15 protein-coding genes are annotated in these 18,256 nt (G+C 59.9%); 10 read left to right on the forward strand and 5 right to left on the reverse strand.

Features of this window, described 5'->3' with window-relative positions:
• Positions 1 to 9: 9 nt before the first annotated feature.
• A complete protein-coding gene (locus AC2FJ6_RS01665) occupies positions 10 to 753 on the reverse strand; it encodes an RNA methyltransferase (RefSeq protein ID WP_170752876.1) in 744 nt (247 codons plus the stop codon).
• A 153-nt stretch (positions 754 to 906) separates the two neighbouring features.
• Here AC2FJ6_RS01665 and AC2FJ6_RS01670 point away from each other — a divergent pair, with 153 nt between their 5' ends.
• The 4 genes from AC2FJ6_RS01670 to AC2FJ6_RS01685 all read left to right on the forward strand — a co-directional run bounded on the left by AC2FJ6_RS01670 (position 907) and on the right by AC2FJ6_RS01685 (position 4,106).
• Positions 907 to 1,524, forward strand: coding sequence for a thiamine phosphate synthase (locus AC2FJ6_RS01670; RefSeq protein WP_170774279.1), 618 nt, complete (start codon positions 907 to 909; stop codon positions 1,522 to 1,524).
• Between the two features lie 45 nt (positions 1,525 to 1,569).
• Entirely contained in the window at positions 1,570 to 2,463 is an 894-nt protein-coding gene (locus AC2FJ6_RS01675; protein ID WP_496668279.1) for a PfkB family carbohydrate kinase, read from the forward strand.
• Entirely contained in the window at positions 2,460 to 3,365 is a 906-nt protein-coding gene (locus tag AC2FJ6_RS01680; RefSeq protein WP_170774283.1) for a pseudouridine-5'-phosphate glycosidase, read from the forward strand. Before AC2FJ6_RS01675 ends, AC2FJ6_RS01680 begins: the two co-directional genes overlap by 4 nt.
• Positions 3,366 to 3,428: 63 nt before the next feature.
• Positions 3,429 to 4,106, forward strand: coding sequence for a DUF502 domain-containing protein (locus AC2FJ6_RS01685; protein ID WP_170774285.1), 678 nt, complete (start codon positions 3,429 to 3,431; stop codon positions 4,104 to 4,106).
• Here AC2FJ6_RS01685 and AC2FJ6_RS01690 read toward each other — a convergent pair whose 3' ends face one another.
• A complete protein-coding gene (locus tag AC2FJ6_RS01690; RefSeq protein WP_170774616.1) occupies positions 4,107 to 5,132 on the reverse strand; it encodes a patatin-like phospholipase family protein in 1,026 nt (341 codons plus the stop codon). It abuts the gene before it with no gap.
• 65 nt (positions 5,133 to 5,197) lie between these two features.
• Complete coding sequence (locus tag AC2FJ6_RS01695; RefSeq protein WP_170774287.1) at positions 5,198 to 5,971, reverse strand: 3-hydroxybutyrate dehydrogenase; 774 nt, start codon at positions 5,969 to 5,971, stop codon at positions 5,198 to 5,200.
• A gap of 293 nt (positions 5,972 to 6,264) precedes the next feature.
• Between AC2FJ6_RS01695 and AC2FJ6_RS01700 the strand changes: the two genes are divergently transcribed.
• The gene (locus AC2FJ6_RS01700) at positions 6,265 to 8,079 is read left to right on the forward strand and encodes an extracellular solute-binding protein (RefSeq protein ID WP_170774289.1); all 1,815 of its coding nucleotides are present in this window, start codon (positions 6,265 to 6,267) and stop codon (positions 8,077 to 8,079) included.
• Positions 8,080 to 8,574: 495 nt separating this feature from the next.
• Positions 8,575 to 8,811, forward strand: a complete 237-nt coding sequence (locus AC2FJ6_RS01705) for a hypothetical protein (RefSeq protein WP_170774290.1) — start codon at positions 8,575 to 8,577, stop codon at positions 8,809 to 8,811.
• Here the strand turns inward: AC2FJ6_RS01705 and AC2FJ6_RS01710 are convergent.
• Entirely contained in the window at positions 8,800 to 9,423 is a 624-nt protein-coding gene (locus tag AC2FJ6_RS01710; RefSeq protein WP_170774292.1) for a helix-turn-helix domain-containing protein, read from the reverse strand. The genes AC2FJ6_RS01705 and AC2FJ6_RS01710 overlap by 12 nt on opposite strands.
• A gap of 65 nt (positions 9,424 to 9,488) precedes the next feature.
• Between AC2FJ6_RS01710 and AC2FJ6_RS01715 the strand changes: the two genes are divergently transcribed.
• The 4 genes from AC2FJ6_RS01715 to AC2FJ6_RS01730 all read left to right on the forward strand — a co-directional run bounded on the left by AC2FJ6_RS01715 (position 9,489) and on the right by AC2FJ6_RS01730 (position 14,661).
• Complete coding sequence (locus tag AC2FJ6_RS01715) at positions 9,489 to 11,006, forward strand: class I adenylate-forming enzyme family protein (RefSeq protein ID WP_170774294.1); 1,518 nt, start codon at positions 9,489 to 9,491, stop codon at positions 11,004 to 11,006.
• Positions 11,003 to 11,662, forward strand: coding sequence for a DsbA family oxidoreductase (locus AC2FJ6_RS01720; protein ID WP_170774296.1), 660 nt, complete (start codon positions 11,003 to 11,005; stop codon positions 11,660 to 11,662). The genes AC2FJ6_RS01715 and AC2FJ6_RS01720 overlap by 4 nt, the downstream gene beginning before the upstream one ends.
• 75 nt (positions 11,663 to 11,737) lie before the next feature.
• Positions 11,738 to 12,946, forward strand: a complete 1,209-nt coding sequence (locus tag AC2FJ6_RS01725; protein WP_170774298.1) for a multidrug effflux MFS transporter — start codon at positions 11,738 to 11,740, stop codon at positions 12,944 to 12,946.
• A 56-nt stretch (positions 12,947 to 13,002) separates the two neighbouring features.
• Positions 13,003 to 14,661, forward strand: coding sequence for a hypothetical protein (locus AC2FJ6_RS01730; RefSeq protein ID WP_170774299.1), 1,659 nt, complete (start codon positions 13,003 to 13,005; stop codon positions 14,659 to 14,661).
• A 135-nt stretch (positions 14,662 to 14,796) separates the two neighbouring features.
• Here AC2FJ6_RS01730 and mfd read toward each other — a convergent pair whose 3' ends face one another.
• Complete coding sequence (gene mfd, locus AC2FJ6_RS01735; protein ID WP_496668281.1) at positions 14,797 to 18,255, reverse strand: transcription-repair coupling factor; 3,459 nt, start codon at positions 18,253 to 18,255, stop codon at positions 14,797 to 14,799.
• Position 18,256: the final 1 nt, after the last annotated feature.

Genomic DNA, 18,256 nt, shown 5'->3' on the forward strand with positions numbered 1-18,256 from the left:
GGTCCAGCCTTAGCCCTTGTCCTTCCAGCGGACCATCTGCCGCATGATCCCGTGCAGCATCTGCACATCGGCCCGCGTCATCCGCATACGCGACCACAGGTTGCGCAGGTTGGTCTTCATCCCTTCGGCCTTTTCGGGCGGGTAGAAAAACCCCGCCTCCTCCAGCCGGTCCTCGTAATGTTCGACCAGTTTTTCAACCTCGATCCCTGTCGCCCAATCGCCCTTGCCCAAATCAGTGGCCTCATGCACCACATCGGCGCTTTGGCGCATCCACTCATAGGCGGTCAGCAGCACACATTGCCCAAGGTTGAGCGAGGCATATTCGGGGTTCACCGGCACCGAGATGATGGCGTTGGCCTTGGCGATATCCTCATTCTCAAGCCCCGCGCGTTCGGGGCCAAACAGTACGGCAACCTTTTCGCCCGCCGCGACTTTTTCAGCGGCAATCTGCATGGCGCGTTCGGGGCTGTAGACCGGCTTGGTCAACCCGCGCTGACGTGCCGTGGTGGCGAAGACAAAGGTGCTGTCAGCCAACGACCCGGCCAGATCGTCAAAAAGCTGCGCCTCATCCAGCAACCGCCCCGCCCCGCTGGACATGGCCACAGCCTTGGGGTTCGGCCAACCATCACGTGGCGCAACAATCCGCATCCGGTCCAACCCGAAGTTCCACATCGCCCGCGCGGCAGCACCGATGTTTTCGCCCATCTGAGGGCGCACGAGCACAAAGGAAGGCTGGGATTTGTCGCTGGGCATGGCTGTCTCCGAAAGATCCGCTTGCTGTAATCGGCGCTTTGGCGCAGGGCAAGCCGTCCGGGAGGCCAAATGCGCCAATATCCGGCATAAAAGTTTGCTTCCCAGGCCCAATCCGCTAAACCGCGCCAAAGACTGAAAGCGAAGGACGCGCCAATGGACACCCCCGAGCAGCCGCAGATTTACCTGATCACCCCGCCCACGATCACCCTGAGCACCTTCCCCGAGCAGTTGGGCCGCGTGCTGGACAGCACCGAGATCGCCTGCATCCGCCTCGCCTTGGCGGGTAGCGACGAAGACACCATCGCCCGCGCCGCCGATGCCTGCCGCGAAGTCGCGCACGCACGGGATGTGGCGATCGTGATCTCGAACCATGTCCTGCTGGCGCAGCGGCTAGGGCTGGACGGGGTGCATCTGGATGACGGTGCGCGCTCGGTCCGGGCGGCGCGCAAAGAACTGGGCGCGGATGCCATCGTCGGCAGCTTTTGCGCGGCCTCCAGCCATGACGGCATGACCGCAGGTGAGCATGGCGCGGACTACGTGGCCTTTGGCCCGGTGGTTACATCGGCCTTAGGCGACGGCACCATTGCAGAAAAAGACCTGTTCCAGTGGTGGTCGGAAATGATCGAGGTTCCGGTTGTGGCCGAAGGCGGTTTGACCCCCGACCTGATCCGCGAGCTGTCGCCGCACACCGATTTCTTTGGCATTGGCGACGAGATCTGGTCCCAGGACGATCCTGTTGCCGCGTTGAAAGCCCTGACCGACGCGATGTGAGCGTTATCCCTTGCACCTGCCGTGACGCTGCGGCATGACACGGGCATGACTCAGACTAACGAAATCCTGTGTATCGGATCGGTCTTGTGGGACGTGATCGGGCGGTCTGCCAGCGCCATGCGGCAGGGGTCAGACGTGCCGGGGCGGATCACCCGCCTGCCCGGCGGCGTGGCCATGAACATCGCCATGACACTGGTGCGGTTCGGTATGACGCCTACACTGCTGACCGCAATTGGCCGCGACCCTGAAGGCGACGAACTGGTCAATGCCTGCGCACGGCTGGGCATGGTCACGGATCACGTCTACCGCTCGCAGGATTTGCCGACCGACCGCTATATGGCTGTCGAAGGTGCCAATGGTCTGATCGCCGCCATCGCCGACGCGCATTCGCTTGAGGCTGCTGGGGCCAAAATCCTACGCCCGCTGATGCACGGACCGTTGGGCTACGAGAACACACCGTTCGAAGGCCCCATCGCATTGGATGGCAACCTGACGCTAACTTTGCTGGAAGAAATCGCCCAAAGCCCGGCCTTCGCAAAAGCCGATTTGCGCGTGGCCCCGGCCTCACCCGGGAAGGCCGAGCGCCTGCTGCCCTTCCTCAAACACGCCCGCGCGACGCTCTATGTGAACCTCGAAGAGGCCGGCATCCTGTGCCAGCGCGAATTCACCGATTCCGAATCCGCCGCCAAAGGTCTGCTGGATCGCGGCGCCTTGCGAGTGCTGGTCACAGATGGCGGCAACTCGGCCACCGTAGGCACCGCAGATGAGATTCTGACCCAAACACCCCCGTCCGTTCTGGTGACACGCGTAACCGGCGCGGGCGACACTTTCATGGCGGCGCATATCGCGTCCGAGGCCGCCGGGGCCGCCCCCGACGCTGCCCTGACCCGTGCCTTGCACGCCGCCGCTACTTACGTTTCCGGAGAAACCCCACTGTGATCGACATCCAATACTCGGCCGAGGTCCGCGCCGCCAAAGACGCAGGCCAGCCCATCGTTGCGCTGGAAAGCACCATCATCACCCACGGGATGCCCTACCCTCAGAACATCGAGGTCGCGGCGCAGGTGGAACAGGATATCCGCGATGCAGGGGCCGTTCCAGCAACGATTGCGGTTATCGACGGTGTGCTGAACGTGGGGCTGGAAGCGGATCAGCTCAAAGCGCTTGGTCAGGCGCAAGGTGTCGCCAAAATCTCGCGCGCGGACATGGCGGCCTGTATCTCGACCGGCGGGACCGGAGCTACAACTGTCGCCGCCACAATGATCGCAGCGCACTACGCTGGAATTCCGGTCTTCGCCACCGGCGGGATAGGCGGCGTGCATCAAGGCGCCGAAACTTCTTTCGATATTTCAGCGGACCTGCATGAGTTGGCTCAAACCCCTGTGACTGTTGTGGCCGCCGGTGCAAAAGCCATCCTCGATCTGGCCAAAACGCTCGAGGTTCTTGAAACGCTGGGCGTCCCCGTCATAGCTCACGGGCAGGACGAATTCCCCGCCTTCTGGTCCGCCAAATCCCCTTATGCCGCGCCATTGCGTATGGACACCGCCGAAGCCATCGCCAAGGCCCACGCCACTCGCCGCGCCCTTGGGCTGCCTGGCGGGCAACTCGTAGCCAACCCAATCCCCGACGCAGATCAGATCCCGGCCGAGGAATTGGCCCCGATCATCGCCTCTGCCCAAGCGGACGCCGACGCGCACCGGATCACCGGCAAAGGTGTCACCCCTTACCTGCTGCAGCGCATCTATGAACAGACCGAGGGGCGTTCGCTGACCGCAAACATCGCATTGGTCAGAAATAACGCAAAATTGGCCGCCGGAATCGCCCGCGCCCTGTCCGAATGAGCAAAGCTATTGTACCAAGGCCCCGGACTGCTTAACTAAATCGGCAAATCACTCAGGACCGCAATGAACACGCCCTTTGACGAAGAACCTCACCGCGGACCGGGCCTGTTTTCCCGGCTGCGCGCGTCATTTCTGACGGGCATCGTTGTTATTGCACCAGTCTGGCTAACGGTCTGGCTGATCTGGTCTGTGGTTGGCTGGATCGACAGCGCCGTCCTGCCGCTTGTGCCACAGCAATTTCACCCCGAACAGTATGTAGGAATCAATCTGCGCGGCGTCGGCGTGGTGATATTCCTGATCTTCACGGTGATCGTCGGCTGGATCGCCAAAGGCATTCTGGGCCGGTCGCTGATCCATTTCGGCGAAAGCGTCGTGAATCGGATGCCAGTGGTGCGGTCGGTTTATTCCGGGATCAAACAGATCTCGGAAACGGTTTTCGCGCAAACCGAACGGTCGTTTGAAAAAGCCTGTCTCATCCAATATCCCCGCCGTGGCATCTGGGCCATCGGCTTCGTCTCGACCACCGCGCGGGGCGAGGTCAGCGACCGTGCCGAAACCGGCGGTGCACTGCTCAGCGTCTTCGTGCCCACAACACCGAACCCGACCTCCGGTTTCTTGCTGTTTTTCCCTGAAGAGGACGTGATCCTTCTGGACATGTCCATTGAGGACGCCGCCAAACTGGTCATTTCAGCCGGCCTGGTCTACCCAAACGAAAAAGACCCGACCCAGCCGCCCGAGTAATCAGCCGAACATCTCCGGCAGGTTGACAGTGCTTTGCTGGCCCAAATCCGCCTTGTGATCGGTCAGAAACCGACTAGCAGCCCGACGCCCAGCCTCTTTCAGCTTATGTAGGATGACCGGGTTCGGCACCGTCTTGGTCGCCACGGAAAGATCATTCATCAGCTCATCATCCGCGATCATATGCACCAACACGCGGCTCATCTCACCCGCCTGCAACTTGCCCTCGGCCAACAGACGCTGTACGAAACTGATCGCCCGCAACTCCCGAAACAGGGACGAGTTGAAACTGATCTCATTCACCCGATTCTGGATTTGCTGCGGGGTCTTCGGCACCTCGTCACGCTCCAGCGGGTTGATATTCACGATCACAACATCATCGGGCAAACCTTTGTCAAACAAAGGGTAAAGCGCCGGATTGCCGGTATACCCACCGTCCCAATAGGCCTCAGTCCGCCCCGTTTTTGGATCGAAAATCTCCACCGCCTGAAACAAGGTCGGCAAACAGGCCGAAGCCAAAATCGCATCGGTCGAAATCTCGTCCCCCGTAAACACTCGGATCTTGCCACTGCGCACACAGGTCGCACACACAAACAGGGCTGGTCCCAGATCCGCACAGACCTCATCAAAGTTGAAGCGATCAATCACCGACTCCAACGGGTTCTTGTAGAACGGCCCGTATGCATAAGGCGACACCAACCGCGACCACGTATCCCCCACAGAAAACGGCAGGGAATACTCCATCGCCTGCGCGACCTGAGCAGGCTCAACGGCCTGCATCCAATTGGCCAACCGCATGTCGCCCACGGCCCCCATACGCGCCCAAAGCCCGTTCAGGTTGGCCCGCGCACCATCGCGCCCATCCCGAACCATACCTGACTTGTACGCGGCACCATTCAAAGCCCCGGCCGAAGTCCCAGTGATCGCAGCGACCTCGATATCCTCTTCGTCCAAAATCCGATCCAGCACACCCCAGGTAAACGCCCCATGTGCACCACCGCCCTGCAGGGCCAGATTGATCCTCTTCACAACGCTCACCCCTTCTTCTGTTCAAAAATACCTCGGGGGTGTGGGGGCCGAGCCCCCACGCAGTCTCACAACGCCGTCCAACCGCCATCCACGGAAATCGTCGTGCCGGTGATTTGCGCTGCAGCGTCCGAGCACAAAAACACCGTTGTGCCTCCCAACTGCTCAACCGTGGCAAACTCTTTCGACGGTTGCCGCTCCAGCATGACGTTCTTGATCACGTCATCGCGACTCATGTCATATTCCTTCATAGTATTGGGAATCTGCGCCTCGACCAGCGGGGTCAACACGTAGCCCGGACAAATGGCATTGCACGTGATCGGCTCTTGTGCCGTCTCCAGCGCCACAGACTTGGTCATACCCACTACACCGTGCTTGGCTGCGATATAGGCCGCCTTGTAGGGCGACGCCGTCAAACCATGGGCCGAGGCGATGTTGACCACACGCCCCCACCCGGCCTTGCGCATCATCGGCAAAGCGGCGGCCGTAGTGTGAAAAGCCGAGTTCATGTTGATCGCAATGATCGTATCCCATTTGTCGACTGGGAACTGATCAATCGGCGCCACATGCTGAATACCCGCATTGTTGACCAGAATATCGCATACGCCCACGGTCTCGATCAGCGCCCGGCATTCGTCGCCTTTAGACATATCGGCTTTGACATAGCGCGCGTTTGTTCCCGTCTGATCCGAGATCTCGGCAGCCAGCGCGTGATCCTCGTCGCGGTCGGTGAACGAGTTCAACACCACATCCGCCCCGGCCTTCGCCAACCCGCGTGCGATACCCAATCCAATACCTGAATTTGACCCTGTGATAATTGCCGTCTTGCCCGAAAGGCTCATGGTCGCTCTCCCTCGAAATCCGAATTTCCGCCACAGTGCCATGCTGCACCTGCAAAGAAAACGGCGAATGACAAAAGCACGAAACAGCGCCAAAAATCTGCACAAAAAAAACGCCCGCACGAAGCGGGCGTTAAGTTATTGAGGCAGGTTTCATACAGGCAAGAAACCTATCGAGCAGTGCACCCTTTATAAGCAATTCCACGCCTCCGTCCAAGCTAAAAGTTTGAAAATAAGAAAAATCATCGGTACGGTGAATCCCAACAAAATAAGGCCAGAGCAGGATTGTTTCCAAAATGCGCCCCAATATTCTCCGCCCCATTCGCCCTGTGATCACGGGAATCACCCTGCTTTTGAGCAGTGCTATCGCTAACGCAGAATCGGCTCATGGCATAGCTATGTATGGCGCGCCCGCACTACCACCGGATTTTGTGTCATTGCCTTACGCAAATCCGGATGCGCCAAAAGGCGGCAAAGTCGTTTTTGGAAATACCGGCGGCTATAACAGTTTGAACCCGTTTGTGCAAAAAGGCACCCCACCCTGGCAATTGCGATTTTGGACCCATGAAAGCCTCATGGGGCGATCCTGGGACGAGCCATTCTCGCTATACGGGTTGTTGGCCGAATCGGTTGAAACAGCACCAGACCGTTCTTGGGTCGAATTCACCCTGCGCGAAAACGCCCAATTTTCAGACGGAACCCCGGTGACTGTCGAAGATGTTATCTGGTCGTACGAGATTTTGGGCACCGAAGGCCACCTGCGATATCGCGGATTGTGGGGCAAGATCGACAGTATCGAACAGACCGGCCCGCGCTCGGTTCGGATCACCTTTAACGACCCCGACCGAGAGCTGGCGCTCATCGCCGGTCTGCGCCCGATCCTTCAAAAGGCACAGTGGGAGGGCAAGGATTTCGCTGACGCCACCCTGCATGACTTCCCCGTCGGCACCGGCCCTTATGTGATCGATGACTATGAGGCCGGCCGCTATGTCACCCTGCGCCGGAACCCGGACTATTGGGGCGCGGACATCCCGTTCCGACGCGGAACCATGAACTTGGATGAGATGCGGATCGAATTCTACGGCGACGGCACCGTTCTGTTCGAAGCCTTCAAAGCCGGTGCCCTGACCGCCGTGCGCGAATTCAACGCCGACAAGTGGGACACGCAATACACCTTCCCCTCGATCCAGCGTGGCGACGTGATCAAAACTGAAATCCCGCATGGCAAACCTTCGGGCATGACGGGCTTTGTCATGAATACCCGAAAGGCCCCGTTCGATGACTGGCGTGTGCGCGAGGCGTTGACCCTTGCCTTCAACTTCGAATTCATCAACGACACGATCACGGGCGGCGCACAGCCCCGGATTACCTCGTATTTCTCGGGCTCGGATCTTGCCATGCAACCAGGCGAAGCGTCGGGCCGAGTCGCTGAATTGCTGCAACCCTTTGCAGACACGTTGCCGCCTGGCGTGCTTGAGGGTTACAGCCTACCCGAAAGTGACGGATCAGCGCGTAACCGGTCCAATATCCGCAAAGCGACCGCTCTGCTGGCCGAGGCTGGTTGGACCATTCAGGACGGCGTGCTGCGCAATGCAGCGGGCGATGCCTTTACCCTCAACGTCCTTCTGCAACAGGGTGACACAGAAAGCGAAACGGCGATCGAGATTTACAGTCGCGCGCTGGAGCGTCTGGGTATTCAGGTCACGACCGAGATGGTCGACAGCGCCCAATATACGGGCCGCACTTCCGAGCTGGACTTCGACATGACCTTCTTCCGCCGGGCACTATCACTGTCTCCGGGCAACGAACAGCGGCTCTATTGGGGCAGCGAGAACGCCGACACGCCGGGGACGCGTAACCTGATGGGCGTTGCCTCGCCTGCGGTAGATGGGATGATCGACGCCATGCTTGCCTCGGAAAGCCGCGAGGATTTCGTGGCCGCCACCCGCGCCTTGGACCGGGTTCTGACCGCCGGGCGCTATGTCATTCCGATCTGGAATTTCGACGTTGGCCGCATCGCCCACGCGAAAGAGCTAAAATTCCCCGACACTCTGCCGATTTACGGGGACGGGCCGGAATACATGCCGCAGGTCTGGTGGTTCGAAGAATAGCCCAAATGGGGCGCTTTCGCGCCCCATTCCGCCCTCCGAGCCAAGGTCTGATCTCGCCCGTCGCAGCCTGTCGGCGAAAATTGGCACATTCGGTTTTCTGACGACATAGAGTAGTCACTGTTTTCACTACCACAAAATCTGCGGGTCCGCGAATTTTCGTCCAAAATCGGCGCAGTCTCAAAAAGAGCTTTACCGAATACATCTTTGCCGCTAGCCTTCGGCCTATACTTCGCTCTGTGTGATAAGATTTTTGCTTTTATTCTTGAACTTTAGCCAATTTCGTACCCCGCAGCGCGTCTGAGAAACGGACCTGCCTCCACTCACTCCAACCTTAGGTCCGACAGCCCGTTGCGGTGCGGCTGCAACGGGCATTTCCATTCCGAAAATACGCAAGCGCAAGGTGCGACATTTTGTCATGCACGGGGTCGCGCAGGGGCTTCGTAACCTGAATATAGGCCGGGCAGCCTTGAAACCTGGAAACCGGAAAGCTTGCACATGCTGAACTGGACTGACCTGACGCAAGACTGGGATGCGATGTATGCACGCGCCAAACGGCGGTTTCCGAACCTGCGCGATCAGGATAAGCCAAAGCTGGGCAAGGATCGCAAAGGGTTCGAAGCCTATCTGGCCGAGCGGCACCAACTGACAGTAAACGAAGCCCATGAAGAGCTGGAGGATTTTCTGTTCACAGAAGGTCTGAACCGTGAATTCAGCAGCACTTTACGTAAGTGACGTTACCCACAGGATCGTTGCGTCCTCATCGCTGACAGACACGACGTTGTGGCCCATGCTGCCGTCGTAATAGGCGCTATCACCGCGACGCATCTCGACCGGTTCATAGAATTCCGTATACAGCCGCACGACGCCGGTCAGGACATACAGAAACTCTTCACCATCATGGCGTACCCAGCCCTCGAACTCGTCCATCGAGCGGGCCCGTACGCGCGCACGGTAGGGCAGCATCTGTTTCTTGGTCAGTGTTTCCGCCAGCAACTCATGTTCGTAAGTCGCGGTCGCATGTGCCGCACCCTGACCCATCCGGGTGACAGACATCCGCCCGATCACCTGCTCGCGTTGCGGTGGCGTGAACAACTGCGGCACCGAGATCTCAAGCCCAACCGCCAACTTCTTCAGCGCGTCATAGGTGGGCGACATCTGACCGTTTTCGATCTTGCTAAGCGTCGAACGCGCCAGCCCTGCCTGCGTGGCCGCCTGTTCCAGCGTCCAGTTACGCGCTTTGCGCAATTCGCGGACACGGGCGCCCAGATCCAACGGCTCAAGCTCGGTATGGTCTCCGGATTCCCGCGCGATGCGGATCAGCGATGTCTGCTCTTGGGTGCTCATGCGTTTTTCTATAGGGCCAGCCCGTCCTGCTTGCAACGCGTCAGACGTCACGTTAGCCAAGGTCCATGTTGTCTGTCTTCGATCAAGGCCCGCCACCAGCTTGCCCCGTACCATTCAATTTGGCTGCGCATGTGTTGCGTCACGCGGATGATTTTGCGGAAAAGACCGCTTTGTCAGTGCTGGGTGCGCAGAGCGCGCAACATTGGACTTATGCCGCGTTGAAACGCGCCATACTGGGCACAGGCGCCGGCTTGCTGCAGGCGGGTCTGTTCCCGGGTGATATCGCGTTGATGCGGTTGGGAAACACGGTTGATTTTCCGATTGCGTATCTGGGCGCAATTGCGGTGGGGATTGTCCCCGTTCCAACCTCGTCTCAACTGACCGAGCCAGAAACGACGAAAATCATTCAGGATCTGAAACCAGCGGCTGTGCTGCGTGACCCATCGGTGGCTTGTGCTCCTCATCCAGTTCAAGTTTCCTTGTCCGACCTGACCATGATGCGGGACCTCGCACCCGCCACAGTCCAGATGGGCGACCCCGAGCGTTTGGCTTATGTCGTCTACACCTCCGGCACTTCGGGCAAACCCCGCGCCGTTGCCCATGCCCATCGAGCGATCTGGGCGCGGCAGATGATGGTCGATGGCTGGTACGGGTTGCGCGAAGATGACCGGTTGTGCCACGCGGGTGCCTTCAACTGGACCTATACGCTGGGCACCGGGTTGATGGATCCCTGGACAATCGGTGCCACGGCGCTGATCCCAGAACCGGGCACCGATCTGACCGCCCTGCCCGGCTTGCTGCGCGACCACCAAGCCACGATCTTTGCCGCCGCTCCGGGGGTGTTCCGCAAGATCGTATCGTCCCCTGATAACCTGCACCTGCCCGATCTACGCCATGGATTGTGCGCCGGGGAAAAGCTGTCGCCTACGCTGCACCATGCCTGGATGCGCGCCACGGGAACCGAGCTGTTCGAAGCTTACGGTATGTCCGAATGTTCGACCTTCATCTCCTCCAGCCCTAACCATCCGGCACGGGGAGAGTCATTGGGACAACCGCAACCCGGTCGTCGCGTTGCGATTCTGGGGCCCGACGGCCCTGCACCGCGGGGTCAGGCAGGCACCATCGCCATCCACCGTTCGGACCCCGGCCTGATGCTGACCTATCTGAACGCCCCGGACGAGGCGCAGGCGCGAATGCAGGGCGACTGGTTTTTAACCGGAGATCAGGGGGCGATGGCCGTTGACGGCCAGATCACTTATCTGGGGCGCGACGATGACATGATGAACGCGGGCGGCTATCGGGTCTCACCGATTGAGGTCGAAGCGGTGCTGTCGCAATACCCAGGCATCGCGCAGGTCGGAGCGGCAGCGGTTGAGGTCAAACAGGACACTTTTCTGATCGCCGCTTTCTATACCGGGCCGGAAGAACTGGACGAGGCGGACCTGCGCACCTATGTGGAAGCAAATCTGGCGCGCTACAAGCAACCGCGCGCCTTTATCTATCTGCCCGAACTGCCGACCGGTGGGAACGGCAAACTCCTGCGCCGGGCGCTTCCGGCCTACTTCAAGGCGAGCCAACAATGACCCAGACCGTCAAGCTTGATATCATGTCCGACCCGATTTGCCCGTGGTGCTATATCGGCAAGACCCATCTGGACAAAGCGCTGGCCGCGATCCCCGACCACCCCTTCGTCATCGAATGGCACCCGTTTCAGCTGAACCCCGACATGCCTGATAACGGCATGGATCGTCGTGAATATCTGGAGCGTAAATTCGGCGGCAAAGAAGGCGCCGTGCGGGCCTATGCGCCGGTGGTCGAACATGCCGAGAATGCCGGGCTGAAGATCGACTTCGAAGGCATGAAGCGCACCCCAAATACGCTGGACGCGCACCGCCTGATCCATTGGGCCGGGATCGAGGGCAAGCAAACCGAGGCCGTGGACGCCCTGTTCGACGCCTATTTCGTCCAGGCGCGCGATATCGGAGACCATGAGGTTCTTGGCGATATTGCAGACAGCATCGGCATGGACGCCGCCGTAGTGTTGAAACTGTTGAAGTCAGACGCAGACCGTTCGGATATCAGCAACCGCGACAGCCACTCGCGCCAAATGGGCGTGAACTCGGTCCCGACCTTCATCGTGGCCAACCAGCACGCCGTTCCCGGTGCGCAGCCGCCCGAGATGTGGGAGCGCGTGATCGCGGACATCATGTCTCAACTTGAGGCCTCCCCTGCAAATTAGCACAGGTCTGTGTGCATTGGCATGACTGGCGCCCCCTGACCGCGCGTGATAGCGCGAACGGGTCAGGAGGGCACCATGGCCAGTCGCATGTCTCGCGGAGAGTTCGTCGCACTTGTTGCAATGATGTTTGCAACAATTGCGTTTTCCATCGATTCAATATTGCCTGCGCTACCCGATATCGGCGCACAGCTTAGCCCCGATGACACTAACAAGGCGCAACTGATCCTGACATCCTTCGTGCTGGGTATGGGGATCGGCACCTTCTTCACCGGCCCGTTGTCGGACGCTTTCGGGCGCAAGCCTGTGATCTATGTAGGCTCCGCCCTTTATATTCTTGCCGCTGCCGCCGCATGGGCAAGTTCTTCGCTGGAAATGCTGCTGCTGGCCCGCGTTCTGCAAGGTGTCGGCAGCGCCGCGCCGCGTGTGGTCGCCATGGCCATTATCCGCGATCTCTATTCCGGGCGCGAGATGGCGCGGATCGTATCCATCGCCATGATGATTTTCACGTTGGTCCCGGCCATTGCGCCCATGATGGGCGCCGGCGTGATCGCCCTGGCCGGTTGGCGCGCGGTCTTTGTCTCCTTCATGCTGTTTTCGCTGATCACCATCGTATGGATGGGCCTGCGTCTGCCCGAGTCGCTGACGCCCGAAAACCGCCGTCCCTTGCGCTTGCCGCTAATGCTGGATGCCGCCCGCGAGATGTTCAGCCACCCCACGGTGCGCCTGTCAATCATGGTGCAGACCCTGTGCCTTGGCATGCTGTTTACCATGTTGACCATGGTCCAGCAGGTCTATGACGAGATCCACAACAGCGCCCACAGCTTTCCCTTCTGGTTCGGCTTTGTGGCACTGATGTCGGGCTCGGCCAGTTTGCTGAATGCGACCCTTGTTGTGCGTCTGGGCATGCGGCGGTTGGTGACTTGGGGGCTGGGCGGTCAGATTCTGTTCACCTCATCCGTGCTGCTGCTGAATTCGTTCGACCTGTCGGCCAACCTGTCCTTTGCGCTATTCGTCAGTTGGCAGACAGCGGTGTTCTTCATGGCCGGAATGACCATGGGCAACCTCAACGCCATCGCGATGGAACCGATGGGCCATATCGCGGGCATGGCGGCTTCGGTGATCGGTTCGGTTTCAACCGTTCTGGCCGCGCTGATCGCTGGCCCAATCGGTCTGCTCTTTGACGGTTCGATCCTGCCTCTGGGCGCGGGTATACTGACCATGAGCACATTGGGTTTCGGCCTGATGCTGCATATGGGCCGGATCGAAAACAGACTACTCGTCTGATCTGTGCAGCCAGATTGAAACGCGCTAACCTCCGCTCGACCCGAGGGGAGACTGAAATGAGCGACTATTACGATCTGGGCCCATATTCCTGCCCGATCACTACGACTTCACCCGACGCGCAGCTTTGGTTCGATCGGGGGCTGAACTGGACCTACGGTTATAACCATGACGAGGCCGTCGCCTGTTTCCAACGCGCTGCCGAGGCTGACCCGGACTGTGCCATGGCCTTTTGGGGTATCGCTTATGCGGCGGGTCCCAACTATAACCTTCCCTGGGATTTGCGAGATGACCGCGGGAAGAAAAAGTCGCTCGAGCAAGCCTATGACGCAGCGCAGCAGGCACTGGCTCTGGCCTCAATCTGCAACCCGGTCGAACAAGCGCTGATCAGCGCCCTACCCGCCCGCTATCCACAGCGCGAACCAATTCCCGACATGCACAGCTGGGACCATGACTTTGCCGAAGCCATGCGTGACGCCTTTGCCGCCCAGCCCGGTAATCTGGACCTGCGCACCATTTATGTCGAAGCGCTATTGAACCTCACCCCTTGGAAAATGTGGGACCTGAAGACAGGCTTACCCGCCGAAGGTGCAGCAACGTTTGAGGCGCAAACCACGCTGGAAGACGCCATGGCCGACGATCCCGCAGCCATGTCTCATCCCGGCCTGCTGCACCTTTACGTGCACCTGATGGAAATGTCGCCAACCCCGGAAAAAGCGCTCAAGGCTGGCGACGTGCTGCGCAGACTGGTTCCCGAGGCCGGGCACCTGGTACACATGCCCACCCATATCGACGTTCTGTGCGGCCACTACCACAATGTCGTTCAGTGGAACCAGCAGGCTTCGGTCGCGGACCTGAAGTATTTCGAGCGCGAAGGCGCCTTCACGATCTATACCGGCTACCGGCTGCACAATTACCACTTCACCATATATGGCGCGCTCTTTCTGGGTCAGATGGCACCGGCTCTGGCCGCAAATCAGGCAATGTGGGACACTACGCCGGAAGAGATGCTGCGGATCGAAAGCCCTCCGATGGCCGATTTCTTCGAAGCCTATCTGTCCATGAAACCTCACATCCTGATCCGCTTTGGTCGCTGGGCCGAGGCCAAAACGCTAGACCTGCCGGATGACCCCGACCTCTACCGAACGCTCACGGCCACAACCCACTATGCCCGCGCACTCGCCCATGCTGCGACCGGAGAGGTTGCCGAAGCCGAAGCGGAAGAATCCCTGTTCCACGCCGCCAAAGCCCGCGTGCCCGAGGCCCGCCGCCTACACAACAACCGAGTCATCGACCTGCTGGAAATCGCCAGTGAAATGCTGCGGGGTGAGATCGAATACCGCAAAGAAAACTATGAAGCGGCATACGCGCATCTGCGGCGTTCGGTCGAACTGGATGATACGCTGCCTTACGACGAGCCATGGGGCTGGATGCAGCCCACCCGCCACGCGCTTGGGGCGCTTTTGTTCGAACAAGGTCACGTGACCGAGGCCGAAGCCGTATACCGGGAAGATCTGGGTCTGGGCGGAACGCTCAGCCGCGCCTCGATCCACCCGGACAATGTCTGGAGCCTCAAAGGCCTGCATGATTGCCTCAAGGCGCGGAATGAAACGCTCGAAATCCAACAGATCAAACAACGGCTGGACCTCGCTCTAGCTCGGGCCGATCGGGCGGTCGCAGCCTCGTGTTTCTGCGCCCAAGCCGCGATGCAAAGCTAAATCGCGCTAAAGCGCGATGCCTCCGGCGGGGATATTTTTAGCCAGATGAAGCTGGGATCCCCTGTTCATCTGGCCTTAAATATCCGGGGGGACGCGCAACACGCGCAGCGGGGGCAGCGCTCCCTTCCACCGGTTTCAACTGGTTTTGGACTTCTTTTTCTGGGCGATGACTTTCTCGGCCAGATCACGGGCAATCGCAAACGCCCCCTTGATCTTGTCACCGTCATTCTTCCAGTCCCGCCGCACCACAATCTTGTTGTCTTTGACCTTAGCCATGCCACGTTGGCTTTGGATGAACTCGACCAGCCCCTGCGGAGACGCAAACTTGTCGTTGTGGAACTGAATGGTCGCGCCCTTTGGCCCCCCGTCCAGCTTGGCGATACCCGCGCGTTTGCACATAGCTTTGATGCGGACGACCAGCATCAGGGTGTTTACCTCTTTTGGCAATTTGCCGAACCTGTCGATCAGTTCGGCTGCAAACCCCTCCAGTTCAACCTTGGTCGACAACGAGGACAAACGGCGATAGAGGCCAAGTCGTACGTCCAGATCGGGTACGTAGTCTTCGGGGATCAGGACGGGAACGCCCAGATTGATCTGCGGCGCCCATTGGTCATCGCTGTCTGACAGCCCCTCCATCTCACCGGATTTGATTTTGCCAATCGACTCTTCCAGCATCGACTGATACAGTTCGTAGCCCACATCGCGCATCTGGCCGGACTGTTCCTCGCCCAGCAGGTTGCCAGCGCCACGAATGTCCAGATCCTGTGAGGCCAGCGTGAACCCGGCGCCCAGCGTGTCCAGCGAGCCCAGAACCCGCAGGCGTTTCTCGGCCGTCGCTGTCAGGCGGGCACGAGGCTTGGTGGTCAGGTAGGCGTAAGCGCGGGTTTTTGAGCGTCCCACCCGGCCTCGGATTTGGTAGAGCTGCGCCAGGCCGAACATATCGGCGCGGTGTACGACCATCGTGTTCGCGGTAGGAATATCAAGCCCGCTTTCCACAATCGTCGTAGCCAGCAAAACATCGTATTTGCCATCGTAAAAGGCGTTCATCCGATCATCAAGCTCACCTGCCGCCATCTGACCGTGGGCGACCACATAGGTCAGTTCCGGCAGTTGTTCCTTTAGGAACTCTTCGATCTCAGGCAAGTCCGAGATACGCGGGACCACGTAGAAACTCTGCCCACCGCGATAGTGTTCTCTCAGCAAGGCCTCGCGGATTGTGACCGCGTCGAACTCACTGACATAGGTGCGGATGGCCAGGCGGTCGATGGGCGGCGTGCCAATGATCGACAGGTCGCGCACGCCTGTGAGGGAAAGTTGCAATGTCCGCGGGATCGGCGTGGCGGTCAGGGTCAGGACGTGGATGTCGCTGCGCAGCTGTTTCAAGCGCTCTTTGTGGCCGACGCCGAAATGTTGCTCTTCGTCAATGATCAGCAGGCCCAGATTGTTGAACCGAATACCTTTGGCCAGCAATGCGTGAGTACCGATCACGATATCCATGGTGCCGCGTGCCAGCCCGTCGCGGGTTTGCTGCGCTTCTTTCGCTGAAACGAAACGAGAGAGTTGCCGCACTTCAAGCGGGAAACCCCGAAAGCGCTCCTTGAACGAGGCGGCGTGCTGACGGGCCAGCAGCGTTGTCGGCGCGATCACCGCGACCTGAACGCCTGACATGGCGGCGACAAAGGCGGCGCGCATTGCGACCTCGGTCTTGCCGAAACCCACATCGCCACAGATCAGGCGATCCATCGGCGCGCCGGAATGCATGTCTTCCATCACCTCGGAAATCGCGCGCAATTGGTCGTCCGTCTCTTGATAGGGAAAACGAGCGCTGAACTCTTCCCATGCGTGAGGCGGCGGATCCATCACAGGAGCCTTTCGCAGCGCGCGTTCGGCGGCGATGCGGATCAGCTTGTCCGCCATCTCGCGGATGCGCTCTTTCAGCTTGGCTTTCTTGGCCTGCCATGCGCCGCCGCCCAAACGATCCAGCAGACCTTCGTCATGGCCGTATTTCGACAGCAGCTCGATGTTTTCGACCGGCAGGTACAGCTTGGACTGTTCGGCGTATTCCAGCAGCAAGCACTCATGGGCAGCACCAGCGGCGGTGACGACCTCCATCCCCTGATAGCGGCCGATGCCGTGATCCACATGCACCACGAGATCACCGGGGGTCAGGGATTGAGTCTCAGTCAGGAAATTTTCGGCCTTGCGGCGCTTCTTTGGCTGGCGGATCAGGCGGTCGCCCAGCACGTCCTGTTCAGCGATAACGGTCAAGTCGGGGGTTTCAAACCCATGCTCCAGCGCCCAGACGGCCAGATGCAGGCCCCGTTTGCCGACGCGGGTGCCGTCGGTAACGGGGATCGCCTCGGCCAAACCTTCGTCTTCGATCAACCCGGTCAGGCGTTCGCGTGCGCCTTCGGAATAGGAGGCGATCAGCACCGGGCCTTGGGCCATCTTGTCGGTGATGTGCGCGGCCAGAGCGCCAAACAGGCTGATGCTTTCCTGCTGCCGCTCAGGCGCAAAGTTACGCCCGATCCGCCCGCCCGCGTCGATTACACCCGGCCCGCTAGCCTGTGGTAGCGGGCTGAATTGCAGCACCCGACGATCACCAATCGCTTGCTCCCATGCGGCATCATCCAGGTAGAGCAATCCGGGCGGGGTCGGCTTATAAACCGTATCCATTCGGGACCGGTTTTCCAGCGCCAAACGCCGGGTCTCATACTGATCAGCAATCGTATCCCACCGCGCCAGACGTGCGGGTGTGACCTGATCATCTACGGTGATCGTTGCGTCGGGAAGATAGTCGAACAGCGTTTCCAGCTTTTCGTGAAAGAAAGGCAGCCAGTGTTCGATGCCCTGATGTTTGCGCCCTGCGCTGACCGCCTCGTACAGAGGGTCGTCGGTGCCCGCCGCGCCGAACTCGATACGATAGTTCTGGCGGAAGCGCGTGATGGCAGCATCGTCCAGAATGACCTCGGACACCGGGGCCAATTCTACTACGTCCAGCTTTTCGGTAGTGCGCTGCGAGACGGGATCAAACCGGCGTGCGCCGTCCAGAACGTCTCCGAACAGGTCCAGCCGCACGGGGCCGGTTTCGCCCGGAGGGAAGATGTCGATGATGCCGCCGCGAATGGCATAGTCGCCGGGTTCCATTACCGTGGGGCTTTGGGTGAAACCCATGCGGACAAGGAAGTTGCGCAGCGCGGCCTCATCCACGCGGTGGTCCACACGTGCGGTAAAGGCCGCCTCGCGCAGAACCTCGCGCGCGGGCACCCGTTGGGTGGCCGCGTTCAACGAGGTCAGCAGCACAAACCGATCGGGCATCTGATGCACCAACGCCGCCAACGTCGCCACGCGCGCGGCTGCGATATCTGCGTTGGGCGAGACCCGGTCATAGGGCAGACAATCCCAGCCGGGAAACACAAAGACCGGCATATCCGGCGCAAAAAAGGCAAGGGCTGCGCGCATCGCCTCTAGCCGTTTGTCGTCGCGCGCCACATGACACACCGGCCCGCCGGACCGGGCGATCTCGTTCAGGACAAGCTGTGCGTCAAACCCTTCGGGGGCGCCGCCAACCGTGACATGGTTCGGAGCCTTCATC

The sequence above is a fragment of the Ruegeria sp. CDSA089 genome (genome assembly GCF_059612205.1).